Origin of the sequence: Chryseobacterium sp. AG363, from assembly GCF_003610675.1 — a bacterium.
GTDB classification, from domain to species: domain Bacteria; phylum Bacteroidota; class Bacteroidia; order Flavobacteriales; family Weeksellaceae; genus Chryseobacterium; species Chryseobacterium cucumeris.
The window spans coordinates 2,643,291-2,668,605 of record NZ_RAQF01000002.1 but is presented as its reverse complement, the minus strand read 5'-3'; the positions used below and the strand labels follow the sequence as shown (position 1 = coordinate 2,668,605).

At 35.3% G+C, this 25,315-nt stretch carries 22 protein-coding genes; 21 read left to right on the top strand and 1 reads right to left on the bottom strand.

The features are described from left to right. Positions 1–2 precede the first annotated feature (2 nt). Positions 3–977, bottom strand: coding sequence for a ribonucleotide-diphosphate reductase subunit beta (locus tag DEU39_RS12065; RefSeq protein ID WP_062674779.1), 975 nt, complete (start codon positions 975–977; stop codon positions 3–5). 424 nt (positions 978–1,401) lie between these two features. Between DEU39_RS12065 and DEU39_RS12060 the strand changes: the two genes are divergently transcribed. The 21 genes from DEU39_RS12060 (at position 1,402) to DEU39_RS11960 (ending at position 25,309) form a co-directional block, all read left to right on the top strand. Beyond that, a complete protein-coding gene (locus tag DEU39_RS12060) occupies positions 1,402–2,091 on the top strand; it encodes an ABC transporter ATP-binding protein (RefSeq protein ID WP_062673972.1) in 690 nt (229 codons plus the stop codon). Between the two features lie 98 nt (positions 2,092–2,189). Beyond that, positions 2,190–2,546, top strand: a complete 357-nt coding sequence (locus DEU39_RS12055; protein WP_120232079.1) for a four helix bundle protein — start codon at positions 2,190–2,192, stop codon at positions 2,544–2,546. A 130-nt stretch (positions 2,547–2,676) separates the two neighbouring features. Continuing rightward, complete coding sequence (locus DEU39_RS12050) at positions 2,677–3,906, top strand: ABC transporter permease (protein ID WP_120232078.1); 1,230 nt, start codon at positions 2,677–2,679, stop codon at positions 3,904–3,906. Positions 3,907–3,991: 85 nt separating this feature from the next. Continuing rightward, a complete protein-coding gene (locus tag DEU39_RS12045) occupies positions 3,992–5,263 on the top strand; it encodes an ABC transporter permease (RefSeq protein WP_062673979.1) in 1,272 nt (423 codons plus the stop codon). A gap of 43 nt (positions 5,264–5,306) precedes the next feature. Next, entirely contained in the window at positions 5,307–6,518 is a 1,212-nt protein-coding gene (locus tag DEU39_RS12040) for an efflux RND transporter periplasmic adaptor subunit (RefSeq protein ID WP_062673981.1), read from the top strand. A gap of 125 nt (positions 6,519–6,643) precedes the next feature. Continuing rightward, the gene (locus tag DEU39_RS12035; RefSeq protein ID WP_120232077.1) at positions 6,644–7,210 is read left to right on the top strand and encodes a hypothetical protein; all 567 of its coding nucleotides are present in this window, start codon (positions 6,644–6,646) and stop codon (positions 7,208–7,210) included. 50 nt (positions 7,211–7,260) lie between these two features. Further along, positions 7,261–8,787, top strand: a complete 1,527-nt coding sequence (locus DEU39_RS12030) for a glycosyltransferase family 39 protein (protein ID WP_120232076.1) — start codon at positions 7,261–7,263, stop codon at positions 8,785–8,787. A gap of 151 nt (positions 8,788–8,938) precedes the next feature. Next, a complete protein-coding gene (locus DEU39_RS12025; protein WP_120232075.1) occupies positions 8,939–9,841 on the top strand; it encodes an NAD(P)/FAD-dependent oxidoreductase in 903 nt (300 codons plus the stop codon). A gap of 150 nt (positions 9,842–9,991) precedes the next feature. Continuing rightward, positions 9,992–11,257: a serine hydroxymethyltransferase gene (glyA, locus tag DEU39_RS12020; RefSeq protein ID WP_034699074.1), complete on the top strand. Its 1,266-nt coding sequence runs from the start codon at positions 9,992–9,994 to the stop codon at positions 11,255–11,257. A gap of 57 nt (positions 11,258–11,314) precedes the next feature. Further along, entirely contained in the window at positions 11,315–11,773 is a 459-nt protein-coding gene (locus DEU39_RS12015) for a regulatory protein RecX (protein WP_062673988.1), read from the top strand. 358 nt (positions 11,774–12,131) lie between these two features. After that, the gene (locus tag DEU39_RS12010) at positions 12,132–14,060 is read left to right on the top strand and encodes a polysaccharide biosynthesis protein (protein ID WP_120232074.1); all 1,929 of its coding nucleotides are present in this window, start codon (positions 12,132–12,134) and stop codon (positions 14,058–14,060) included. Positions 14,061–14,100: 40 nt separating this feature from the next. Next, the gene (locus DEU39_RS12005; protein WP_120232073.1) at positions 14,101–14,922 is read left to right on the top strand and encodes a polysaccharide biosynthesis/export family protein; all 822 of its coding nucleotides are present in this window, start codon (positions 14,101–14,103) and stop codon (positions 14,920–14,922) included. Between the two features lie 8 nt (positions 14,923–14,930). Beyond that, positions 14,931–17,321, top strand: coding sequence for a GumC family protein (locus tag DEU39_RS12000; protein ID WP_120232072.1), 2,391 nt, complete (start codon positions 14,931–14,933; stop codon positions 17,319–17,321). Further along, positions 17,321–18,616: a nucleotide sugar dehydrogenase gene (locus DEU39_RS11995; protein WP_120232071.1), complete on the top strand. Its 1,296-nt coding sequence runs from the start codon at positions 17,321–17,323 to the stop codon at positions 18,614–18,616. Before DEU39_RS12000 ends, DEU39_RS11995 begins: the two co-directional genes overlap by 1 nt. 6 nt (positions 18,617–18,622) lie before the next feature. Further along, complete coding sequence (gene lhgO, locus DEU39_RS11990) at positions 18,623–19,813, top strand: L-2-hydroxyglutarate oxidase (RefSeq protein ID WP_120232070.1); 1,191 nt, start codon at positions 18,623–18,625, stop codon at positions 19,811–19,813. Between the two features lie 35 nt (positions 19,814–19,848). Beyond that, entirely contained in the window at positions 19,849–20,973 is a 1,125-nt protein-coding gene (locus tag DEU39_RS11985) for a DegT/DnrJ/EryC1/StrS family aminotransferase (RefSeq protein WP_120232069.1), read from the top strand. Positions 20,974–20,985: 12 nt separating this feature from the next. After that, positions 20,986–21,558: an acyltransferase gene (locus tag DEU39_RS11980; RefSeq protein WP_120232068.1), complete on the top strand. Its 573-nt coding sequence runs from the start codon at positions 20,986–20,988 to the stop codon at positions 21,556–21,558. A gap of 8 nt (positions 21,559–21,566) precedes the next feature. Continuing rightward, entirely contained in the window at positions 21,567–22,580 is a 1,014-nt protein-coding gene (locus DEU39_RS11975; protein ID WP_120232242.1) for a Gfo/Idh/MocA family protein, read from the top strand. A 2-nt stretch (positions 22,581–22,582) separates the two neighbouring features. Beyond that, positions 22,583–23,689, top strand: coding sequence for a DegT/DnrJ/EryC1/StrS family aminotransferase (locus DEU39_RS11970; RefSeq protein WP_120232067.1), 1,107 nt, complete (start codon positions 22,583–22,585; stop codon positions 23,687–23,689). A 32-nt stretch (positions 23,690–23,721) separates the two neighbouring features. Next, a complete protein-coding gene (locus DEU39_RS11965; RefSeq protein ID WP_120232066.1) occupies positions 23,722–24,678 on the top strand; it encodes an NAD-dependent epimerase/dehydratase family protein in 957 nt (318 codons plus the stop codon). Beyond that, positions 24,668–25,309 (top strand): acetyltransferase, encoded by a 642-nt coding sequence (locus DEU39_RS11960; RefSeq protein ID WP_120232065.1) that lies wholly within the window; start codon positions 24,668–24,670, stop codon positions 25,307–25,309. The genes DEU39_RS11965 and DEU39_RS11960 overlap by 11 nt, the downstream gene beginning before the upstream one ends. Positions 25,310–25,315 lie beyond the last annotated feature (6 nt).

Genomic DNA, 25,315 nt, shown 5'->3' with positions numbered 1-25,315 from the left:
TATTAGAACAAGTCGTTTGCTGTAATACTTTTATCGTGTTTTGTATAATCAACAGGTCTTTTAGCAAAGAAATCATCTAATGAATTGGCGAAAACTTCTTCCTCGAACCATACCATTGGTCTGTATTGTTCAGGAGTAATGTTGTATTTTGTTTTCATGTTGATTTTCTTCAAGCTGTCATCCACACGGTATTTCATGAAGTTTAACAGATCTTCTTTAGAAACGTTGTCGATTTCTCCCAGTTCAAAGATCCAGCTAAGGATATCACCTTCTCTTGCGATAGACTCATCTACCAAAGTGTAAATGTCTTCGATATCGCTGTCTGTTAATAAGTCAGGCTGCTCCTCACGGATTTTGTTGATCAGGTAAATTCCTGCATTAGCGTGAATCTGCTCATCTACGGAAGTCCATGCAATAATATTGGAAACGTTTTTCATGAATCCTTTGAATCTTGTGAAAGAAAGGATGATGGCAAACTGCGAGAAAAGAGAAACATTTTCTACTAAAATACTGAATAATAGTAAAGCAGAAACATACTCTTTAGGGGTTGCAGAATTAGCGTGTTTTAAAGCATTTCCCAGGAACTCGATTCTTCCTTTTACAGCAGGAATTTCGATAACATTAAGGAATTCGTCATTGTATCCTAATACCTCTAATAAACGGGAATATGCTTCAGAATGACGAAACTCGCATTCTGCAAAAGTAGATCCTAATCCATTGAATTCCGGCTTTGGTAGGTGGTTGTATAAATTCCCCCAGAATGTCTTTACAGACACCTCGATCTGTGCAATGGCTAACAGCGCATTTTTCACAGCATGTTTTTCATGTGGTTCCAACTGCGAATGAAAATCCTGAACATCTGCAGTAAAGTCCACTTCCGAATGTACCCAGAACGATTTGTTGATTGCCTCTACAAATTGAAGAACCTCCGGGTATTCAAATGGCTTATAACTTACTCTTTTATCAAAAATTCCCATATTAAATATCTTTATAATTAAATAATTTAGATCTCTGTGGATAACGTTCAGGAAATACTTAACTTTTTGTTTATCTGCAAGTTGTGGATTAAAGTTATTCACTTCCGCAAATTCATATTTCTTGTAAAGAACTAATAGCAAAGTTCGAAAAAAAGAACTGATTTTGAAAGAGGTAAATACTAATAGGCTGACTTTTAGCCTGAAAAGTTTTCCACATTTACATGAAACTGGCTCGGATAATAGGCTAGACAGCAATCTTGAGGATAAATAGATACAAATACAGAGTTACAGTTAAACAATATTTTGTAAAGTATTATAAATAAAGGTCTATTGTGTTAAACAAAAAAAAATTTGAATAAATTTTTATTCTTGTAACAATTTGAAAATATCATCTACTTATTGGGTATAAAACATACATCACTTAATGTTAGTAATTCAGGATTTAAATAAGTCATACGATACAGGGAAAAGCAAACTTCATGTTCTCAAAGGAATTAATCTGAATATTTCTGAAGGGGAGTTTGTTTCTATTATGGGAAGTTCCGGTTCCGGAAAATCTACGCTTCTTAATATTATTGGGATTCTGGATGAAAAAGATTCAGGTATCTATGAATTGGATGGAGTTCCTATCGAACATTTATCTGAAGTAAAAGCTGCGGAATACAGAAGCAGGTTTTTAGGATTTATTTTCCAGTCTTTTAACCTTATCAATTATAAAACGGCTTTAGAAAATGTAGCACTTCCTCTGTACTATCAGAATGTACCGAGAAAAGAGCGAAATCAGAAAGCGATGGAATATCTGGAGAAAGTAGGATTGGCACAATGGGCCAACCACCTTCCGAGTGAACTTTCCGGAGGACAGAAACAAAGAGTCGCTATTGCAAGAGCTTTGATTACAGATCCAAAAGTAGTACTGGCAGATGAGCCTACAGGAGCATTGGATTCCAAAACTACTCATGATATTATGAAACTGCTTCAGGATATCAATAATGAGGGGAAAACAATCATCGTTGTAACCCATGAACCTGATGTAGCTGCACAAACTAAAAGAAATGTAGTACTGAAGGACGGGATTATTGAAAGTGATGAGTTTATTAAGCAGATTGTATTATAAGTGAATCGTGAATGGTCAATTTTGCTTTACAAGTGAATTGATAATGAAGAGGGAAAATAATTAATAACACACACGAATGAATATGAAAAAAAATAAAAATGTTTTTAAATCTGAACCATTATAAGCTTGACGTATATCGGTCAGCCAGAGAATTAAGAATAGAATGTTATAAAATTTTATCTAAAATCCCTGATCATGAAAAGTTTAACATAATCGATCAGATACGAAGAGCTTCTACTTCAGTTGTACTAAATATTACTGAAGGATGTTCAAGAAAATCTGAACTGGAAAGAAAGAGGTATTTTGAAATTGCCAGAGGTTCGGTTATTGAGTTGGATTCTTGTTTTGATATCGTTATAGAATGTAATTATATTAAAATAGAGGAATTAACAAAAATTGGAAATTTAATAAAAACAGCATTTATCTTGTTAAGTGAAATGTTAAAAAAAGATTAGAAATGTGAAAATTAGTCAGGTTCGTAACTAAAGTTTTGCGAAGAATAAATTGACAACAAAGTTAATTGACTTCGAAGAAAATTGAGAGCGCAGCTAATTGACTTTTTTACAAAGTAAAAAAATAAAAACTATGTTTGACCTAGATCGTTGGCAGGAAATATTCAGTTCTATCCGGAGCAATGTGCTCAGGACGGTACTTTCAGGGTTTACGGTAGCCCTGGGGCTGTTTATTTTCATCGTACTTTTTGGAATTGGAAAAGGACTTCAGAATGCTTTCTCAGAAGGATTTGCCGGAGATGCTAAGAACCTTATTATTATTTCAACAGGGAAAGCCACTTTAGCGTATAAGGGATTACAGTCTGATAGAAATGTTTCAATGAATAACGCAGACTATGATTTTTTGATAAATGCAGATAAGAAAAAAGCGGGTCCTTCAAGTCCCAGGTATAGCGCCAATTTAATGGTGAAATATGGGAAAGAGAGTGGTCTCTATCAGATCAATGGTGCTGAGCCGGGAGAGCAGGTTATTGAGAATAGAAAAATTATTGATGGTCGTTATCTGACATCTATGGATTTGACAAGGAAATTAAATGTTGCCGTAATCGGAAGAATGGTTCAGCGGGATTTGATCAAAAATGGAAATCCTATTGGAAAAGAGCTGGATATTAATGGAACGATGTACAAGGTGATCGGAGTCTTTTCAGATGATGGAGGAGACCGGGATGAAAGACATATTACAGTGCCTATTACCACTTTACAGCAGATGAAAAAGGGTTCTGACACAGTGAATATAGCTTATATCACCTATAATGATAAGTTGACTCCGGATCAGGCCATAAAATATGGTGATGAGTTACAAGATAAACTGAAAGCCAGAAAAAATGTTTCTCCTGATGATGAAAATGGAGTTCGTGTCTGGAATAACGCCAAAAATATGAATGATACATTTACGTTTATGGCAGTTCTTACCGCTATTGTTGGATTTATTGGTCTGGGAACATTGCTTGCGGGAATTATCGGGATCAGTAATATCATGGTGTATATCGTGAAAGAAAGAACCAAAGAAATCGGAGTACGAAAAGCTATTGGGGCAAAACCAAGTGGAATCGTAGGACTGATTGTTCAGGAAAGCGTTGTGATTACAGTGGTATCCGGACTTGTAGGAGTAGGAGTAGGTGTTTTGACATTAAGCCTTATTGGTGACAGTCTTGAAGAATTCTTCATTAAAAGTCCAAGTGTAGGTTGGGGGGCTATTATTATGGCATTTATTGCCCTGATTTTTTCAGGATTGATTGCTGGATTTGTACCTGCATACAGAGCTTCAAGAATCAAACCTATTGAAGCATTGAGAACAGAATAATATAAACTAAAAAACAAAAGCAAATTTTTAGTTAAAAGAATGAATGGAATTCATAAATCATATTTATAACTTATAATTCAAAAAGGTGAATATCATATTTAAAAAAGATACTTGGCAGGAAATTTATTATTCATTGAGGAATAATAAACTCCGAACATTTCTTACCATGATTGGCGTAGGATGGGGAATGTTTTTGTATGTAAGCCTTCTTGGAGCCGCAAAAGGGATGGAGAATGGTTTTGATAAATTATTTTCCGGTTTTGCCACCAATTCAATCTTCTTATGGGCACAGAAAACATCCATTCCATATGAGGGATTTCCTAAAGGAAGAGAAGTTCACTTGAACTTAACCGATATGGATATGCTGAAAAGGAAAGTAACAGCCATAGATTATATATCGCCACAAAATGCCAGAGGAAGCTTTACCGGAACACCGGGAGAATCAATGTCAAGAAACGGGAAAAACGGTACTTATTCATTAACGGGAGATTACTCTGTAGGAAATAAAATTTCAGAAAAGAAACTGATCTACGGACGCTATATCAATGATGCCGATGTTTCCGGAAATAAAAATGTAGTAGTTATTGGAGAAGAGATTTATAAAAACTTCTTTGATTCCAAGAAAAAAGAAAATCCAATAGGAAAATCAATCAATATTAAAGGTCTCTTCTTTAATGTCATTGGAGTTTTTCGTGTGAAAAAAGGAGGCGGCTTTGAAAATGATCAGACCGCTTTCATTCCACTTTCCACTTATACGAAAATGTATAATGCAGGAGACCAGATAGACCTGTTTGCGATTGTAAGTAAGCCTAATGCTAACGTTAATTCCGTGGAAGAAGATGTAAAACAGGTTTTAAAAACCAAAAATAAAGTTTCACCTGAAGACACCAATGCTTTCGGAAGTTTCAATCTTGGAAAAGAGTTTAAAAAACTAACCGGTTTTCTTACTGGGATGCAGCTACTGACCATTATTGTTGGTACACTGACGATTCTTGCAGGAGTAATCGCTATCTCCAATATTCTTTTGATTACAGTAAAAGAGAGAACCAAAGAAATCGGAATCAGAAGAGCATTGGGAGCAAAGCCTGCTGAAGTAAGAAATCAGATTTTGCTGGAAAGTGTTGTGATTACACTCTCCTCAGGATTAATAGGTTTTATGTCTGGAATTTTTGTACTCATGATTCTCAATGCGGCTACCCAGGGTCAGGATTCATTTCCTTTTTATAATCCGACCGTTAACTATGGAAACGTATTTGCGGCGATGGCTGTAATGGTGGTTTTAGGATTGATAATCGGGATGATTCCTGCGCAGAGAGCGGTAAAGATCAGACCTATTGAAGCATTAAGAACAGAATAATTAATTTTCACATCATTCAATTTAAAAAAAATAAACTATACATATGAAAAAGAAATTCACCTGGAAAAAAGCCATTTATATAGTCTTGGGGCTTTTATTTGCAGTGGCATTGTTCTCAGGGCTTGGCTATTTTATCAAATCAAACTCCAAAGAAAGTGAGGCTTTCCTTACCCGCAAACCTACTATCCAGAATATGGATGATAAAGTAATGGCTACAGGGAAAATTGTTCCCAAGGAAGAAATTGAAATCAAACCCAATATTGCTGGGATTATCGATAAGATTTTAGTAAAAGAAGGAGATAAAGTAGAAGTAGGACAGCTGATTGCTACCGTAAAAATTGTTCCAAGTATCTCCGAAGTAAACGCTGCTCAGCAGGAAGTTCAGAATGCGCAGATCCAGATCAGCAATGCTCAGATGAATGTAGGGAATATGCAGAAACAGTTTGAAATGCAGGATAAGCTATACAAACAAGGAGTAGCTTCTAAACAGGAGTATCTGAACGCCCAGCAGCAATTGTACTCTCAGCAACAGACTTTAAAAAATGCCCAGCAGCAATTGAATACCGCTCAAAAAAGATTACAGATTGCTAAAACAGGTGCCACTCCTGAACTTAAAGGACAAGGGTTAGCGACTACAGAAATTCGGTCCAAAGCTTCAGGTACTGTACTGGAAGTTCCTGTAAAAGCAGGAAGCCAGGTGATTGAAGCCAATAACTTTAATGCCGGAACTACAATCTGCTCAGTGGCTGATTTAAATGTTTTGATTTTTAAAGGTGAAATTGATGAAGCACAAGCAGGAAAGCTAAGTGAAGGGATGGATATGAACATCGTGATCGGTGCTCTTCAAAATAAAACTTTCCCTGGAAAACTAACGATGATTGCTCCAAAAGGAAAAGATAATGCAGGAACAATTAAATTTCCGGTAGAAGGAAACGTAACTAATCCTAATAATGAGTATATTAGAGCAGGTTTTTCTGCGAATGGTGAAATTGTGTTGAGTTCTCAGAAAAATGCATTATTATTGGATGAGTCTTTAGTTCAGTACGAAAAGAAACAAGGAAAAGATGTACCTTTCGTAGAAGCAAAACAAAAAGATGGGAAATTCAAAAAAGTATATGTGAAACTGGGAGCTAGTGACGGGATCAACGTTCAGATTCTTCCGGGATCAAATATCACAAAAGATACCGAAGTGAAAGTTTGGAACCCTTCTGATAAAGACAAAGAAGAGCTTAAAGAAAAAGCAAATAAAAAATAATAAACTACACTATACACTTTTAAACTGTGAATCCCGGAGGAATTTTTTTCGTCCGGGATTCTTTTTTTAGATCAAAACTTTTGCAAGTGTAAATTCCTATATTTGAATTGGATAATCTATGAAAAATGTGCAGATACGCTGGGAAAACCTATAAATCACATTACGTATGCTTCAAATGCAGAAAATCATTTAAACAACAGAATGTATACGATATTATAAAAAGAGTAGAAAAAGAAAAAGTATACCATGAGCCTAATGGGAAGGTAATTCGTAAAGTGGGATATGTTTTCACAAAAAGAGAAACAGAAGAATTACAAAAAATTGTTTCAGAGATTGAAAACAGAACTATAAAATGTCCTGAGTGCAGCAACGTAATGGCTGATCTGGGGAAAGATTTCAAAGCTCCAAAAAAAACAGCAGTCAAAGAATGGAAAATTATAGAAAGTCTTTTAAAAACAGGAAAATGCTTTCATACATGCGGCTGTGATGGAATTGGATATATTCCCAAAAATCCTAATGACTATGAAATGTATTTAAAAACCATCTTGCAGTCTTATCAGGAATCATTGATTTCATGTCAGAATAAATCTATAGAAGAATTCCCGGATAAAAATGAGGAAATTAATTATTGGTCAGACAAGATTCAAAAAGTAAAAACTGAAATTGCTGATAATAAATTCGGAAAGGTGTAACAAAAAGTAATTTTAAAATGTCTTAATTTTAAATTCCAAACTATATCTCCATGAAAAAAGACTATTGGATTCTGTTACTTTTTATCATTGCAAAGTTTGCACTCCAATACTCGCTGATAAGCCCTGAGTATGAACTTCACAGAGATGAATACCTGCATCTTGATCAGGCTAATCACCTTGCCTGGGGATATCTCTCCGTTCCTCCCGTTAATTCCTGGTTGGCCTGGATAATTAAAATGTTGGGAAATTCCATCTTTTGGGTTAAATTCTTTCCAGCGCTGTTCGGAGCTTTGACGATAGTACTGACATGGAAAGTTGTGGAAGAGCTCAATGGAAACCTGTTTGCTAAAGTACTGGCTTCTTTAGGGCTATTATTTTCAGTACTTCTTCGGGTAAATATGTTATTCCAGCCAACCTCTCTGGAGATCTTCCTATGGTTGTTTATTTACTACAGTCTGATTAAATATTTCAATTCCCAACAAGTAAAATGGTTGTATATAGGTGCCATCATTGTCGGAATAGGAATATTAAATAAATACAATATTGCTTTTTCATTGTTAGGGCTTATTCCTGCATTATTGCTGACAGAGCAAAGGAAGATTTTTATGCTGCCTCATGTGTACTGGGCTGCACTTTTAGCTTTGATTATTATTTTTCCCAACCTTCTCTGGCAGTACCAGAACCAGTTCCCGGTTGTTCATCATATGAAAGAACTTTCTGAACGGCAGCTTGTACATGTAGACAGAATGGATTTTATGAAATCCCAGATTTTATTTTTTGCCGGAGTTATTTTTGTGATTATTGCAGGCTGGGGAGCATTGCTGTTATACAAACCTTTTGAAAAATACAGGTTTTTCTTTTGGAGCTATATCTTCACGATCATTCTGTTTTTGTTTTTTAAAGCAAAAGATTACTACGCAATCGGACTCTATCCTGTGTATATTGCTTTTGGTGCTGTTTTTCTCGGAAATTTATTTGAAAAAGGCCGGAAAAGATTTTTGAAGCCGGTTAGCATACTTATTCCAATACTTTTATTTCTGCCTTTGTATAATGTGGCTTTTCCAAATAAAAGTCCTGAATACATCGTGTCCCACCAAAGTCAATACAAAAAATTAGGGTTGCTTCGCTGGGAAGATGGAAAAGATCATCCGCTGCCACAGGATTTTGCTGATATGCAGGGTTGGAAAGAGCTGGCTCAAAAAGTAGATAAAGAATATTCCAGATTGTCAAAAACCGGAAAAACCATGGTACTGTGTGATAATTACGGACAGACCGGAGCTATTAATTATTACTCAAAAGCCGGAGTCGTGGCAGTGTCATTTAATGCAGATTATATCAATTGGATAGATGTAAACAAAAAATATAAAAATGTGATCAGGATTAAAGAGGTATCTGAAGCAGGAAAAGAACTTAAAGAATCCGGTTCCTTTTTTGAAATTGCAACATTAAAAGATTCCATTACCAATCCTTACGCGAGAGAAAGAGGAACTGCAATTTTCAGTTTGCAGGGAGCAAAAATAAATATCAACAAGAGAATTCAGGATGAAATTATCGAAGTTAAAAATGAATGGAAATAGTTTTCAATAACGTTGGAAATGATGATTTGCAGATAGGATAAAGCTAATAGATAAATATTATTGCAACTTTATTGCGTTAATTGATTTTAGGTTAACTTTGTATTATCAATTATCAATTATCAATTATCAATTATCAATTATCAACTAAACTATGGAAAACAAAAACTTTGATGTCATCATAACAGGAGGAAGCTATTCAGGATTATCTGCAGCAATGGCTTTGGGAAGATCATTAAGAAATGTCCTGGTTATCGATAACGGAAAACCTTGCAACAGACAAACTCCACATTCCCATAATTTTGTTACTCATGACGGAAAAACACCTGCGGAAATTGCAAAGCTGGCAAAACAAGATGTAGGAAAGTATGATACCGTACGATTTTATAATGGAACAGTGGTAAAAACTTCGAAAGCAAATAAAGGTTTTGTGATTGAAACTTCAACAGGTGAAAAATTTTACGCTAAAAAATTGATCCTTGCCTCAGGAGTGAAGGATATTATGCCGGATATTCCCGGATTTGCAGAATGTTGGGGAATTTCTGTTATTCATTGCCCATACTGTCATGGCTATGAAGTAAAAAATGAAATTACCGGAATTCTTTCCAACGGAGATATGGCCTACGAGTTTTCAAAACTGATTTTTAATCTGACTAAAAACCTTACTTTATTTACCAATGGAAAAGCTGTTCTTAGTGACGAACAACTTGAAAAACTAAAGAATAATAATATCATCCTTAACGAAGATGAAATCAAAGAAGTAAAACATGAAAATGGTTTCATTCAAAAAATAATTTTTAAAAACGGAAAGGAAGTTCCATTGCAGGCTTTGTATGCGAAAATTCCTTTTGAGCAAAATATCAATGTTGATGATCTGGGCTGTGAAATAACAGAACAGGGATTTATTAAAGTGGATATAATGCAGAAAACAACCGTTTCCGGACTTTTTGCCTGTGGAGATACTGTAACCATGATGCGTTCCGTAGCCAATGCAGTTGCCCAAGGGAATTTTGCCGGAGCTATGGTGAATAAAGAACTTTCTGATGATGAATTTTAAAGGCTTTTTGACACATTTAAAAGAACCATAATGTAGGATTTGTGGATATATATATTCATTTTTTAGTGTTTAAAAATCATTTTTTCAATAGAGAAATCTCGACGAAAATTCCGTACATTTGGGGTGAAAATTTCAAAAACTAAAAGTAAAATGGATATTATTTTCGACCTGATTGAAAAGGAAAGACAAAGACAAACCCATGGTTTAGAACTTATTGCATCAGAAAACTTTGTTTCTGAAAACGTGATGAAAGCAATGGGAAGTGTACTGACAAATAAATATGCTGAAGGATATCCCGGAAAAAGATATTACGGAGGATGTGAAGTAGTAGATGAGGTTGAAACTTTAGCGATTAACAGAGCTAAAGAACTTTTTGGAGTAGACTACGTGAATGTTCAGCCGCATTCCGGTTCTCAGGCGAATGCAGCCATTTATCTTGCAGTTTTGAAACCAGGTGACAAAATCATGGGGATGGACCTTTCAATGGGAGGACACCTTACTCACGGTTCTGCAGTGAATTTCTCAGGGATTCAATATAACGTAGTTTCTTACGGAGTTCAGCAGGAAACAGGTCTTATCGATTATGACCAAATGAGAGAAGTGGCATTGAGAGAAAAACCAAAAATGCTTATCGCAGGTTTCTCAGCGTATTCAAGAGATTTAGACTATGCTAAGTTCAGAGAAGTAGCAGACGAAGTTGGAGCAACGCTTTGGGCAGATATTGCTCACCCGGCAGGTCTAGTGGCAAAAGGATTGTTAAACTCTCCATTCGAACACTGTCATGTAGTAACGACTACTACTCACAAAACCCTTAGAGGACCAAGAGGAGGGATGATTATGATGGGTAAAGATTTTGAAAATACTTACGGTCACAAAACCCCAAAAGGAGAAATTAAAATGATGAGCCAGGTGCTGGACGGAGCTGTATTCCCAGGTATTCAGGGTGGTCCTCTTGAGCACGTAATTGCTGGTAAAGCGGTAGCGTTCGGTGAAGCATTGGACGTACAGTTCGAAACTTATGCAAAACAGGTTAAATCTAACGCTCAGGCATTATCAAAAGCAATGATCGACAGAGGTTTTGATATCGTAAGCGGTGGTACAGATAATCACCTGATGTTAGTAGATCTTAGAAATAAAGGAGTAAACGGTAAAGAAACAGAAAAAGCATTAGTACTTGCTGATATTACTTGTAATAAAAATATGGTTCCTTTTGATGATAAATCACCATTTACAACATCTGGTATCAGATTAGGAACTGCTGCTATTACAACCAGAGGACTTAAAGAAAATGATATGGATACTATTGCAGGGTTAATTTCTGAAGTGGTAGATAATATCAAGAATGAAGAAGTTCTTGGATCTGTAAGAAAGAAAGTTAACGAATTAATGGAAGGTAAAGCTCTGTTCAATTACTAACAGACATTCCAATATCATATAAAGAATGGGCAAACTGCTCATTCTTTTTTTATTACAATGGAAAAGAAATCTTATACTTTCGACGAAATTAAACAGAAGCTTGTTAACTATTGTGTTTACCAGGACCGCTGCCATGCGGAAGTGGAACAGAAGATGAGAGAGTTTCTGCTTATTGATGAAGCAAAAGAAGAAATTATTTTATTTCTGCTGAAAGAAAACTTTCTGAACGAAGAAAGATTTACCAGGAGCTATATCCGAGGGAAATTTTACATTAAACACTGGGGAAAGACCAAAATTAAGATCAATCTGAAACAAAAACAGATTTCAGAGAGGTTGATAAGCTCTTGTTTTGATGAGATTGATGACTCAGATTATGAGAAAACCATCAGAAAAATTTTTGATGATTATTATACCAAACAAACTGGCTTGAAAGAATATCAAAAAAAAACCAAAACTATAAAATATTTGATGAGTAAAGGTTTTGAGTATGAGAAAATAATTGATATTTTTGGCTAAATATTAATAAATAAAAAAAAACTTGACGTATGACTTTTAGGAAAAAAAACAATCAGTTCATTGAAAAAGATTGATATATAAAGATTTAATAATTCTTTTAAAGAAAAAACAGCTGAAATAAAAAATTTACATAGATAAATGTCGTAGTCATAAACAGTTTCTATGGTATGATTTTTGTCTGTGGGTTTAGCTGTACCACAATGAAATTGTTAGATTTTATAAATGTAACATCAAATTTATTTTTGATTTCAGCATATTGAAATAAATTTATTTTACTTTTGCATGATTGTATCAAAACTATCTTTGATTGGATAATTAGATATTATACCTTAATTAAATATGAACACCAATATAGACAATGTACAATTCTCTTAGAAAAACAATATTTGGAGGGGATAATGTTGTCAATCTCTCAGACGTAAGATATCTTCCTAGATGGATAATTCTTGTAATAGACATTATTATTCTGGTAATATCTTTATTTCTTTCTACTTACATTATCGCAAAAATTACAAAACAGGAATTCATATATCATGATGATAAAAGCCTAATTTTCGCTTTTATTATTCTGGTGAATGCTGCTTTTATGTATATCTTCAAGACCTATGCCGGGATAATCCGCCATTCCACCTTTATAGATTTATTTAAACTCCTGATCTCCTGCTTTTGCACAATGCTGGCTATCGGAACTGTAAATATCTGCTATTTCTGGATTACAGGAAGCAAATTTATCCTTACTCCTTATCTGATGCTTTATTTCGTAATTTCATTTATGGGATTATTTCTTTTCAGACTCTATGTGAAGGAATTTTTCCATATTGTGAGGGAATACAGAAGAAGCGCACTGAAAAAAAGAATTTTAGTATTGGGAATTGATGAGCAGTCTATTGCTATTGCACGTGCAATTCTTGATAACCCGAGTTTACCTTATCAGGTAGTAGGTTTTCTGACACAAAGAACAGATTCTAAAAGAGCGTCCCTGCTGGGAAAGCCCATTTATGAAAAAGAAAAAATAGAAGAAAATACCAAAGAAGATCTTATTATTGATGGCGTTCTTGTTGTTAAAGAAATGATGGCCAGAGATGAGATGAATTCATGGGTAAATCTATTTTTAGAGAAAGATCTTAACGTCTTTAAAGCGCCATCTGTACAAAAGCTTAGAGACAGTGATCTGGGTGGATCTATCAGAAATCTCCAGATTGAAGATTTATTAAATAGAAAGCCTATCAAAATTCAGAACGAAAAAGTTAAAAGCAGACATTTTGATAAAACAGTATTAGTAACCGGTGGAGCAGGTTCCATTGGAAGTGAGATCGTAAGACAGGTTGCTCTCTTTAATCCTTCATTGATTGTCGTTTTAGATCAGGCAGAAACACCGCTTTATGAAATTGAACTTGAAATGAGAGAGAAATTTCCTCATATTCCTTTCAAATTTGTTTTAGGAGATGTTTCCAATCATCATAGAATGGAATCTCTGTTCCAAACGTACAATTTCTCAATGGTATATCATGCAGCTGCTTATAAGCATGTACCTTTGGTAGAGGAAAATCCTCATGAAGCTATCTTCGTTAATATATTAGGTTCAAAAATTGTTGCGAAACTATCCAGCAAGTATAAAGTAAACAGGTTCGTAATGGTATCTACAGATAAAGCTGTAAATCCAACCAATGTAATGGGAGCTTCAAAACGTGCTGCCGAACTTTTTGTGCAGTCTCTTCAGAATGTAGAAGGAAACGTTACCAAATTTATTACAACAAGATTTGGAAATGTATTAGGATCCAACGGTTCTGTAATTCCTCATTTTAAAAAGCAGATTGAAGCCGGGGGACCGGTAACGATTACCCATCCGGAAATTGTAAGATATTTCATGACTATTCCTGAAGCTTGTGAACTGGTTCTTCAGGCAGGAACAATGGGAGAAGGAGGTGAGATCTTTGTCTTTGATATGGGTGAGCCTGTAAAAATTATTGATCTTGCGAAAAGAATGATAAAGTTATCAGGATTCGAACCTAATATTGATATCAAGATCATCTATACGGGATTGAGACCGGGGGAAAAATTGTATGAAGAACTCCTGAGTGATGATGCGAAAACACTTCCTACTCATAATGACAAAATTATGATTTCTAAAGATCCTTCAATGGGATTTGAAGATATAGATGCACTTACCAAGCAAATTACTAAAGCTTCGCTGAGAAGAGATAAGGTGGAAGTTGTAAGGATTCTTAAAACAATAGTGCCGGAATTCCGAAGCAATAATTCAATTTATGAGGCTTTGGATAAATAGGAAAAAATATAAATGTATATTTGCACAATTTAACAAGATAATGAAAGGAAAAATATTAGCATTAGTATTGGTGTCCTCTTTAGCGATTTCCTGCAAAGTGAACCCCAATGCTAAGAATGATTTAAATTACATGCAGAATATAGAACAGGTTGCAATTAACGCATCTGCGAAAAATTCAGCAAATACAATCCAGGTTGGGGATCAGTTGGTTATTCTGATCACTGCAAAAGATATGGATGTTGTAAAACCTTTTAATCAGAATTATTCTTCCTCAGAACTTATCCAGACAAATGCAATGGCCGGCGGAAATACTCCTAATCAGGGATCAACAGTACTTTCAGGACCAACTTATATTGTAGATGCAAATGGAGATATTGACTTTCCTATATTAGGTAAACTGAATACATCGGATAAAAGTCTGACCGCTTTTAAAGACGAACTTAGAGAAAAAATGACGAGGTATGTTATTAACCCAACAATTAATATCAGGCTCTCGAATTTTAAAGTTACAGTACTTGGAGAAGTCAACAGACAAGGAGACTATACCATAGCAAACGGACAGGCAACTGTTTTAAATGCATTAGGAATGGCTGGTGACCTGACGCAATATGGGAAAAGAGAAGATATATTGGTGATCAGAACAGAAAATGGTATTGTTTCTCATGGGCGTATTAATCTTCAGGATGCTAATCTCATTAATTCTCCTTATTACAACCTGAAGCAAGGTGATGCTATTATTGTTTCCTCAAGCAATACCAAAGATGTTTTAGCAAAACAAAATCCCAATACGACTCTTTACCTTACGGCAGCTTCTATTGCTATTACAGCAGTAGCAGTAGTAATCAGTTTATTTAAGAAATAAAAAAATTAATGAACACCCAACAGTCTTCACCATCTTTAGAAGTAGAAAATAGTTCAAGTAATATTGATATTAATGAAATAGTAAAGCCCTATTTAAGAAAATGGCCATGGTTTGCTCTAAGCGCCTTTATTGCTTTAGTAATAGGTTATGTTGCATTGAAATTTATGACTCCCATTTACAATGTACAGACAACAGTACTTGTAAAAGATGCCAAAAACTCCTCGTCTCCTATAAATAATGATTTAGGTGTTTTACCAGATTTTTCGAATTTAGGCGGTCTGAAAACAAACAGTATTGCTAATGAAATCGAGATGTTGCAGTCAAAAAGACTAATGAAAGAAGTAGTCATTAATAAAAACCTTCAGACCGATATTTTTGCAAAGTCTAAACTTAGAAAAATTGAGCTCTATAAAGATACCTCACCGATTGAAGTAAGGGTAATTAATGAAAAACCGGGTGAAATTTCTACTCCTGTTCTTCTAAAAATAGAAGGAGAGAAACTTATAGTAAGTACAGATAAATCTAAAAAAGAAATTGTTACTGGTTATGGTAAGACAATAGGACTTCCCTTTGCCAATATTATCATCACTAAAAACGATAAATATAATCCGGCTGCTTTAAAAGAAGTAAATCTGAATGATCTTGAACTTTATATTTCAACAGTAGATACAAAAGTAGACATGCTGCAAAGTATGCTTGCGGTAAGCTTAGTTAATAAGGATGCTACCGTATTAAAACTGGATATGAGCTATCCACAAATTACAAAAGCGGAAGATGTACTTAATGCTTTGGTTGTAGCATATAACAATGACGCTATTTTAGATAAGAATTCTGAATCTAAAAAGACATTGGACTTTATTGAAGACAGAATTAAAAGACTTACTGGAGAGCTTGGGGATGTAGAAAGTCAAAAAGAAATATTTAAATCCAAAAATAACCTTACCGACCTTGAAACAGAGGCAAAAATAAGCCTGGAAAGTTCTGCCGCTGCAAGAGAAAAACAGCTTGATGTGGATGCACAGCTGGAACTTACTAATGCTTTGATCAGTTTTGTAAATAAACAGGGCCAGTATCAGGCTTTACCTTCCAATGTAGGATTGAAAAACCCTGAAGCTATTGCAGGAATTGCTACTTACAACCAGCTGGTTCTTCAGAGAAACAGGTTTTTAGAGTCTGCAACTGTAGAAAACCCTACAGTGGTAGATATTACCAAACAGATCAACACAATGCGCCAGTCTATTGAGCAGAGTTTGCAGAGAAATAAAACAGGTCTTGAGCTGGCAAGAAATGAATATCTTGGTGAGCAGAATAAAGTTTCAGATAAAATATCTAAACTTCCTTCTATTGAAAAAATGTTCAGAAGTATTGAAAGACAGCAGCAGATTAAGGAGAATTTATACTTGTTATTACTTCAAAAGAGAGAAGAAACAGCAATTGCTGAGTCTATTACTGCTCCTAAAGCAAGAATAATAGATAAAGCGTACGCATCAGCAAGCCCTATTGCACCTAACAGAAAGATTGTCCTTATTTCAGCATTGTTTTTGGGACTTTTAATTCCATTTTTGATTATTTATTTATCTACTATTTTCAACAACAAGGTTGTTACAAAACACGATCTTGAAAAGCTGGTGCATGCACCTATTATTGCAGAACTGCCAAGTCTTGAAAAAGGAGATTCTGAGATTGTTAAAATGAATGATATTACTCCTATGGCGGAAGCATTCAGAATTCTTATTACCAATATGAATTTCATGCTTTCAAAAGAGAAAAAAGGAAAAATAGTATTCGTTACTTCGACGGTAAAAGGAGAAGGGAAAACATTCACATCTGTAAACTTGGCTTTAACATTGGCCAATCCTAAGAAAAAAGCAATTATCATAGGGTCTGATATCAGAAACCCCCAGCTCCAGAGATATAATCCTGCCAGAAAAGGACTTGCCGGGCTTACGGAGTATCTTTACAATGACGAGACTAAACTTGAAGACATTATTCATGTATCATCTTTTAATCCTTATCTGGATGTAATCTATTCAGGAATGATTCCACCGAACCCGACAGAATTGCTATCTAACGGCCGTTATGAAATTCTTCTGACGGAATTGAAAGAAAAATATGAATATATTATTCTTGATACTGCACCATTGCTTCTTGTAACAGATACTTTCCTTATTGCCGAACTTTCTGATGTAACCATTTATGTTTCCAGATCTAAATACACAGAAAAGGCATTATTGGAATTTGCCAATCGAAATATTGATCAGAAAAAAATCAGAAATGTAGGATTTGTTCTTAATGATGTAAGCAGAGAAAATTTAGGATACAGTAACAAATACGGTTATGGCTATAACCAGCATACAGAACAATCTTGGTTTCAAAAAATAAAAAATAAATTTAGTTAATGGCAACAACATATAAAATAGCGGTTATAGGCCAGGGTTATGTAGGTCTTCCTTTATCTCTTGAATTTGCAGATCATTATCCTGTCTTTGGATTTGATATCAATACACAGCGTGTTGATCAGCTTAATAACGGAAAGGATATAACGCTTGAAGCTGATGTTGATAAATTAAATAACGGACTGAAAAAATACAGGGAATCTAATGGCTCTTTAGGCTATAAAGCAACTAGTCAGTTATCTGATATTGCCGAAGCTAATGTATTTATTGTAACAGTTCCTACACCTATTGATAAATATAATGCTCCAGATTTGAATCCTTTAATTTCTGCTTCAAAAATGTTAGGAGAAATTATCAAAAAAGGAGATATTGTTATTTATGAATCTACAGTTTTCCCGGGGTGTACAGAAGAAGAATGCGTACCGGTTCTTGAAAAAAATTCAGGATTTAAGTTTAATGAAGACTTTTTTGTAGGCTACTCTCCGGAAAGAATTAATCCGGGAGATAAGGTAAATACACTTACCAGTGTTAAAAAAGTAACTTCAGGTTCTACAGAAAAGATTGCCGAAGAAGTAGATAATCTATATAAGAAAATCATTACAGCCGGAACTCATAAAGCACCTAGCATTAAAGTTGCAGAAGCTTCAAAAGCTATCGAAAATGCACAGAGAGATGTTAATATTTCTTTTGTTAATGAATTAGCATTAATCTTTGATAGGGTAGGTATCGATACGAATGATGTATTGGAAGCTGCAGGAACAAAATATAATTTTCTTAAGTATAAACCAGGATTGGTGGGAGGACACTGTATCTCTGTAGATCCTTATTATCTTGCACACAAAGCGGAACAGCTGGGATATCACCCAGATGTTATCTTGTCTGGAAGACGTGTAAACGATTCTATTGCAAAGTTTGTTGCAGCTAAAGTAGTGAAACTTCTAATTGCAAAGGGAGGAGTGATCAAGAATTCGAATGCTCTAATTTTAGGAGTTACATTCAAAGAAAACTGTCCGGATGTTAGAAATACTAAAGTCGTAGATATCTACCGAGAACTTGCTGATTATGGAGTAAATGTTGATATTTATGATCCGTGGGCAAGCAAGGAAGAAGTGAAACATGAATATGGAATTGATATTCTGGATGCTCTTCAGGAAGGTAAAAAGTATGATTCTTTAGTGATTGCAGTATCTCATAATGAGTTTCTGGAAATGGATCTGGATCTGCTTAAAAAAGAAAATGCTGTGGTTTTTGATACCAAAGCATGTTTAGACAGAAATCTGGTTGATGCAAGATTATAATAGATCATGAACTATGATATCATAATCATTGGTGCGGGTTTGGTAGGATTGGCTACAGCCTATCAGACTCAACTGAAAAATCCTGATTCTAAGATTCTCATTTTGGAAAAAGAAAATGATGTGGCATTGCACCAATCGGGACATAACAGTGGAGTAATCCATAGCGGGATTTATTATAAACCTGGAAGCCTTAAAGCTAAAAATTGTATTGAAGGCTATAACTCGGTCATTAACTTTGCCGAGAAACATGGCATACAATATGATCTTTGCGGAAAAATAATTGTAGCCACCTCACAGAAAGAATTACCGCTTTTAGATAATATTTATAAAAGAGGAGTTGAAAACGGACTTCAGAATTTAAAATATCTTTCCAGAGAAGAATTTCGTGAAATTGAACCCCACTGTGAAGGAATAAGAGCAATCAAAGTACCACAAACCGGAATTATTGATTATCCGGGAATCGCCAAAAAAATAAAAGAACTTTTTGAAGAAGCAGGTGGTGAAGTAAGATTTAATAATGAAGTAAAAAACATTATTGATAAAGGATCTGAAATTATTGTAAACACCAATATTTCTGAATTTAAGACCCAAAAACTTATTTCCTGTGCAGGATTGTATTCTGATAAGATCACCAAAATGACCAACGAAAAAAATGATGTGGTCATTATTCCTTTCAGGGGAGAATATTTTAAAATCAAAGATGAAAAAAAATATCTGGTAAAACATCTCATTTACCCGGTACCAGACCCTAGTTTTCCATTTCTTGGAGTCCACTTTACCAGAATGATTGATGGTAATATTGAAGCCGGTCCTAATGCAGTGCTGGCTTTCAAAAAAGAAGGATACCATTTTTTCGATTTCAACTTCAATGAAGCTCTGCAGACGATGCTATGGCCGGGATTTAGAAAAATTGTAGCGAAATACGGAAAAACAGGAATGGGGGAAATGCACCGTTCACTATCCAAATCCGCCTTTACAAAAGCCCTTCAGAAACTTTTACCGGAAATACAGGAAAATGACCTTGTGCCAGGAGGTTCAGGAGTACGAGCACAGGCTTGCGACAGAAATGGAGGATTGATTGATGATTTTGATATCGTGAAAAATGGAAATATTATTCACGTTAGAAATGCTCCCTCTCCTGCAGCTACATCTTGCCTTTCGATAGGAAATAAAATCAGTGAACTTATCATAAGTTAAAAACGTACCCCTATACGCACTCAAAAAACTAAAATATGAAAATTCAAATGGTAGATCTTAAAGGTCAGTACCTGAAAATAAAGGAAGATATAGACGCCGGTATCCAGGAATGCATAGACAATACAGCATTCATTAATGGCCCTGCTGTAAAAGAATTTCAATACGATTTCGAAAAATATCTTGGAGTAAAACATGTTATTCCATGTGCCAATGGAACAGATGCTCTTCAAATAGCCATGATGGCCCTTAATCTGCAGCCTGGTGATGAGATAATCTGTCCTGCTTTCACTTACGTAGCAACTGCGGAAGTTATTGGTCTTTTAGGGTTAAAACCTGTAATGGTAGACGTAAACGAAGATACTTTTGATATACAGCTGGAAGGTCTTGAAAAATATCTTACCCCCAATACCAAAGCAATTGTTCCTGTTCATTTATATGGTCAAAGTGCTGATATGGAACAAATTCTTAAATTTGCAGAAAAACACAACCTTTTTGTTATAGAAGATAATGCTCAAGCAATCGGCTCTGATTATACATTTTCTGATGGAACTGTTAAAAAAACAGGAACTATCGGACATATTGGATGTACGTCATTTTTTCCGTCAAAAAATCTGGGATGTTATGGTGATGGAGGTGCTTTGATGACGAATGATGATGAACTGGCTTTCAAAATCAGAATGATTGCCAATCACGGCCAGGAAAAGAAATACTACCACAAAGTTTTAGGTTGTAACTCAAGATTGGATACCATACAGGCTGCTGTATTGAAAGTTAAGCTTAAGCATTTGGATGAGTATTCAGCTTCCAGAAACAGAATGGCGGATTATTATGATACAAATCTTGCTGGTATATCAGAAATTCAAACTCCTAAAAGAGCTGCGAATTCTACCCATGTATTTCATCAGTATACCCTTAGAGTGAAAAATGGAAAAAGAGATGGATTACAAAAATATCTGGCAGAAAAGAATATTCCAAGTATGATATATTATCCTTTGCCTCTTTACAAACAGGAAGCTTTTCTTCAATATGCGAAAGAAGGTTTTAGTCTTCCGGTTACAGAGCAGCTTTGCAAAGAAGTGATCTCTCTTCCTGTACATACAGAATTTGACCAGGAAGTACTGGATATTATTATTACAGAAATTAAGAATTATTTTAATTAATATAAAGCAGATATGTCGGATTTTTTTGCACACGAAACGGCCGTTATTGACGATGGATGTCAAATAGGAAACGGAACCAAAATTTGGCACTTTTCACATCTTATGACAGGTTGCATTTTGGGCGAAAAATGCAATATTGGACAGAATGTTGTCATTTCACCTAAAGTCGTTTTGGGAAAGAATGTAAAAGTTCAGAATAATGTTTCGATCTATGAAGGAGTAACATGTGATGATGACGTTTTCTTAGGTCCTTCAATGGTTTTTACCAATGTAATCAATCCAAGAAGTGCTGTAAACAGAAAGAATGAATATCTGAAAACACATGTAGGAAAAGGAGCTTCCATAGGAGCTAATGCAACGATTGTTTGTGGCCATAATATTGGTCAGTATTCTTTTATCGGAGCAGGAGCTGTAGTTACAAAAGAAGTACCGGATTATGCATTGGTAGTAGGAAACCCTGCCAGACAAATGGGATGGATGAGTGAATTTGGGCATAGACTTCAGTTTGACGCAGAAAATATGGCCATTTGTGAAGAAAGTGGAGAAAAATACAAATTAGAAAATAATAAAGTTTCAAAAATTTAAATATGCAAATGAGTGAAAAAATAAAATTTGCAGTAGTGGGCTGCGGGCATATCGGAAAGAGACATGCCGAAATGATCACAAGAAATTCTGAATGTGAGCTTGTAGCTCTTATAGACATAAAGGATAAATCTGCTTTAGGAATTGAAAGCTATGATGTTCCTTTTTTTGAGTCATTAGATGAATTTTTGAAATCAGGAATAGAAGTAGATGTTATCAATATCGCTACTCCCAACGGATTCCACTTTGAACAATCTTATAAAGCAATTGATGCCGGAAAGCATATTGTTGTGGAAAAACCAATGACTTTAAACAAGCAAGATGCGGAAAAACTTATTTTTCAGGCTCTGCACAAACACAAACAGGTTTTTGCTGTAATGCAAAACCGATATTCTCCACCTTCTGCCTGGGTAAAAGAGATGGTAGAAAACGGAAAATTAGGTGAAATATACATGGTGCAGCTTAACTGCTACTGGAATCGTGATGACCGATATTACAAACCGGAATCATGGCACGGAAAGAAAAATCTGGATGGTGGAACATTATTTACCCAGTTTTCTCATTTTATAGATATTATGTACTGGTTGTTCGGCGACATTACTAATATACAGGCAAAATTTGCTGATTTTAATCACCAGACTCTTACAGATTTTGAAGACTCAGGATTTATTAGTTTCGATTTCGTAAACGGAGGTATGGGAGCATTAAATTATTCTACTTCCGTATGGAATCAGAATCTTGAAAGTTCTATGATTATCATTGCTGAAAACGGTTCTATTAAAATTGGTGGTCAGTATATGGATAAAGTAGAGTTATGCAATGTGAAAGATTATGTAATGCCGGAACTTCCTCCTACTAATCCCGGAAATGACTATGGCGCATATAAAGGTTCTGCAGCCAACCATCACTATATTATTGAAAATGTAGTGGACGTGTTAAAAGGACGAAATACTATTACAACCAATGCTTTGGAAGGGTTGAAAGTAGTAGATATTATTGAAAGGATTTATCAATTAAAAAAATAATTATGTTGTCAAATTTTGTTCCGCTGGCAAGTCCGGATATTAATGAAACAGATATTAACCGTGTTGTGGGGGTTTTAAAATCAGGAATGCTGGTGCAGGGAGAGAATGTAGGTTTATTAGAAACTTTCTTCTCTGATTATTTGGGAGCAGAATATGCTTCAGCTCTGAGTAACGGAACTTCTACTTTGCACCTGGCATTAATTACATTAGGAATTGGTGCTGGTGATGAAGTCATCGTACCTGCATTCAGTTATGTAGCTACAGCTAATGTAGTGGAACTGGTAGGTGCAAAATGTATTTTTGTGGATATTGATGAGAATACATTTAATATTGATGTCAATAAAATAAAGGAGGCTATTACTCCGAATACAAAGGCTATTATCCCGGTTCATGAGTTTGGTTTAGCCTGCAACATAGAAAGTGTAATGGATATTGCCCGCGAGCATAATCTGTATGTTATTGAAGATGCTGCATGTGCTTTGGGAGCAACTCAGAATAACAAAAAAGTAGGGACATTTGGTGATTTCGGTTCATTCTCATTACATCCACGTAAAAGTATTACCAGCGGTGAAGGAGGAATTCTGACAACGAATAATCCCGGGTATTCAGCTAAGGTAAGAATACTTAGAAATCATGGTATTGAAATGCAGGATGGCAGAATGGAATTTGTAGAAGCAGGATACAACTATAGAATGACGGACTTTCAGGCAGCACTGGCTCACAGCCAGATCCAGAGACTGGATAATATCCTTGCGATGAAACAAACTTTGGCAGAGGTGTATCTATCGGAAATTAATAACCCAAAGATCACATTACCTGTAGTGCCTGAAGGAAGAAACCATACATGGCAGACTTTTCACGTCTTAATCGACGACAGTTTACAGCAAAATGAAGTGCTTGAATTTTTAAGAAGTAATAAAATTGGGGCAAACTACGGAGCTCAATGTATTCCTGCTATGAAATACTATGCAGACAAATACAATCTGGATTATAGAGAAAAGTTCCCGAATGCTTACAGGGCATATTCTAAGGGAATTGCCTTACCATTGTATGAAAAACTGACAGAAGATACAGTCTTCAAAATTTCGCAAATAGTCAACAGAATATAACAATATAACGAATCAAAAAAAATTTATTTAAAATGATAACTAACAAAACGATTTTTATCACCGGAGGTGCAGGATTTATTGCCAATACTCTGATTAAACATTACATAGAGAATAATAAAATTGTGGTGTATGATAACTTTCACAGAGATACATTAAGTTCAAGCGGGTTAGCAAATCACCAGAATTTGACGGTCATCAAAGGAGATGTTTTAGACTTAGCATTTTTAACAGAAAGCATGAAAGGTGCTGACGTTGTTGTTCACGCAGCAGGTATTGCAGGTATTGATACTGTAATCAAAGATCCGGTAAGAACAATGAGCGTAAACATGATCGGAACTGCGAATGCGTTGGAAGCAGCAAAAATAAACGGAATAAAAGACAGATTTGTAGACTTCAGTACTTCTGAAATTTTTGGTAGCCACGCTTTCAAAAGTAGAGAAGAAGACACTGCGGTTGCAGGAAGCGTAGGAGAAGCAAGATGGGTATATGCAGTAAGTAAGCTTGCCGGAGAACATTTGGCTCACGCGTATTACAAGCAGCATAAACTTCCGGTGGTTACTGTAAGACCTTTCAACGTATATGGTCCTGGACAAACCGGGGAAGGTGCTTTACAGATTTTCATCAAAAAAGCGCTTAAAAATGAAGATATCTATATCTATGGAGACGGTACGGCAATCAGAGCCTGGTGCTTTGTTGATGACTTTGTAGACTGCCTGATCAGATGTATTGAAGACCCGAAAGCTATCGGAGAAAGCTTCAATTTGGGTAACCAGAGAACGGTTATTACAACACTGGGACTGGCTGAATCTGTATGCAGAGTACTGAAGAGCAACAGTAAAATCATCTTCAAAGATGCTCTTAGTGCAGACATTGAAATGAGAATCCCAAGTGTAGCAAAATCAAAAGAAATTTTAGGCTTTGAAGCAAAAGTAGATCTTGAAGAAGGTATTTTAAGAACAGCTGAATACTTTAAATCTATTGAAAACTAAAGAAGAAATATTAATATTTCCTTATAGCGGGACTGGTATTGAGGCATTAGACTGTCTGTCTGAAGAACAGTGTTGTATAGGTTTTATTTCTGATAATCCTTCGATGATCGGAACGGAACAGTATGGCATTAAAATTTATAGCAGAGAGGCATTTCAGGAATTTCCTGAAGCTAAAGTCCTGGCTGTCAATGGCAGTCCTGATTCTTATAAAAAAAGAAAGCAAATAATTGATGGACTTGAAATAAAGACTGACAGATTTACAACACTTATCCATCCTAAAGCTGTTATCGGAAAGAATGTAAAGGTAGGAAAAAACGTCCTTATTATGGCCGGAGTTGTAGCTACTGCAAACGCAGAAATAGGAAATCATATTTGTATTCTCCCTAATACTGTTGTTCATCATGATTCTAAAATCGGGGATTATACCTTGGTTGCAGCGAATAATACTATTTGTGGAGATGTCATCATCGGAGAGAACTGCTATTTAGGAGCTTCTTCAAATTTCAGAAATGGAGTAAAGATAGGCAATGGAAGTCTTATTGGTATAGGAAGCAATGTGGTTGGTAACATTGGAGATAATAAAATGGTAAAAGGTAATCCTGCAAAGGAATATTCTGAGAAATCAGACTAAATAGGA

Bases quoted from the DNA above. Each gene is read 5' to 3' on its own strand.
- DEU39_RS11985 (WP_120232069.1), top strand. From the start codon at position 19,849: ATGAAAATTCAAATGGTAGATCTTAAAGGTCAGTACCTGAAAATAAAG.
- DEU39_RS12050 (WP_120232078.1), top strand. From the start codon at position 2,677: ATGTTTGACCTAGATCGTTGGCAGGAAATATTCAGTTCTATCCGGAGC.
- DEU39_RS12015 (WP_062673988.1), top strand. From the start codon at position 11,315: ATGGAAAAGAAATCTTATACTTTCGACGAAATTAAACAGAAGCTTGTT.
- DEU39_RS12010 (WP_120232074.1), top strand. From the start codon at position 12,132: ATGTACAATTCTCTTAGAAAAACAATATTTGGAGGGGATAATGTTGTC.
- DEU39_RS12005 (WP_120232073.1), top strand. From the start codon at position 14,101: ATGAAAGGAAAAATATTAGCATTAGTATTGGTGTCCTCTTTAGCGATT.
- DEU39_RS12000 (WP_120232072.1), top strand. From the start codon at position 14,931: ATGAACACCCAACAGTCTTCACCATCTTTAGAAGTAGAAAATAGTTCA.
- lhgO (WP_120232070.1), top strand. From the start codon at position 18,623: ATGAACTATGATATCATAATCATTGGTGCGGGTTTGGTAGGATTGGCT.
- DEU39_RS12055 (WP_120232079.1), top strand. From the start codon at position 2,190: ATGTTTTTAAATCTGAACCATTATAAGCTTGACGTATATCGGTCAGCC.
- DEU39_RS12065 (WP_062674779.1), bottom strand. From the start codon at position 977: ATGGGAATTTTTGATAAAAGAGTAAGTTATAAGCCATTTGAATACCCG.
- DEU39_RS12060 (WP_062673972.1), top strand. From the start codon at position 1,402: ATGTTAGTAATTCAGGATTTAAATAAGTCATACGATACAGGGAAAAGC.
- DEU39_RS11980 (WP_120232068.1), top strand. From the start codon at position 20,986: ATGTCGGATTTTTTTGCACACGAAACGGCCGTTATTGACGATGGATGT.
- DEU39_RS11965 (WP_120232066.1), top strand. From the start codon at position 23,722: ATGATAACTAACAAAACGATTTTTATCACCGGAGGTGCAGGATTTATT.
- DEU39_RS12030 (WP_120232076.1), top strand. From the start codon at position 7,261: ATGAAAAAAGACTATTGGATTCTGTTACTTTTTATCATTGCAAAGTTT.
- DEU39_RS11995 (WP_120232071.1), top strand. From the start codon at position 17,321: ATGGCAACAACATATAAAATAGCGGTTATAGGCCAGGGTTATGTAGGT.
- DEU39_RS11970 (WP_120232067.1), top strand. From the start codon at position 22,583: ATGTTGTCAAATTTTGTTCCGCTGGCAAGTCCGGATATTAATGAAACA.
- DEU39_RS12040 (WP_062673981.1), top strand. From the start codon at position 5,307: ATGAAAAAGAAATTCACCTGGAAAAAAGCCATTTATATAGTCTTGGGG.
- glyA (WP_034699074.1), top strand. From the start codon at position 9,992: ATGGATATTATTTTCGACCTGATTGAAAAGGAAAGACAAAGACAAACC.
- DEU39_RS12025 (WP_120232075.1), top strand. From the start codon at position 8,939: ATGGAAAACAAAAACTTTGATGTCATCATAACAGGAGGAAGCTATTCA.
- DEU39_RS11975 (WP_120232242.1), top strand. From the start codon at position 21,567: ATGAGTGAAAAAATAAAATTTGCAGTAGTGGGCTGCGGGCATATCGGA.
- DEU39_RS12035 (WP_120232077.1), top strand. From the start codon at position 6,644: ATGTGCAGATACGCTGGGAAAACCTATAAATCACATTACGTATGCTTC.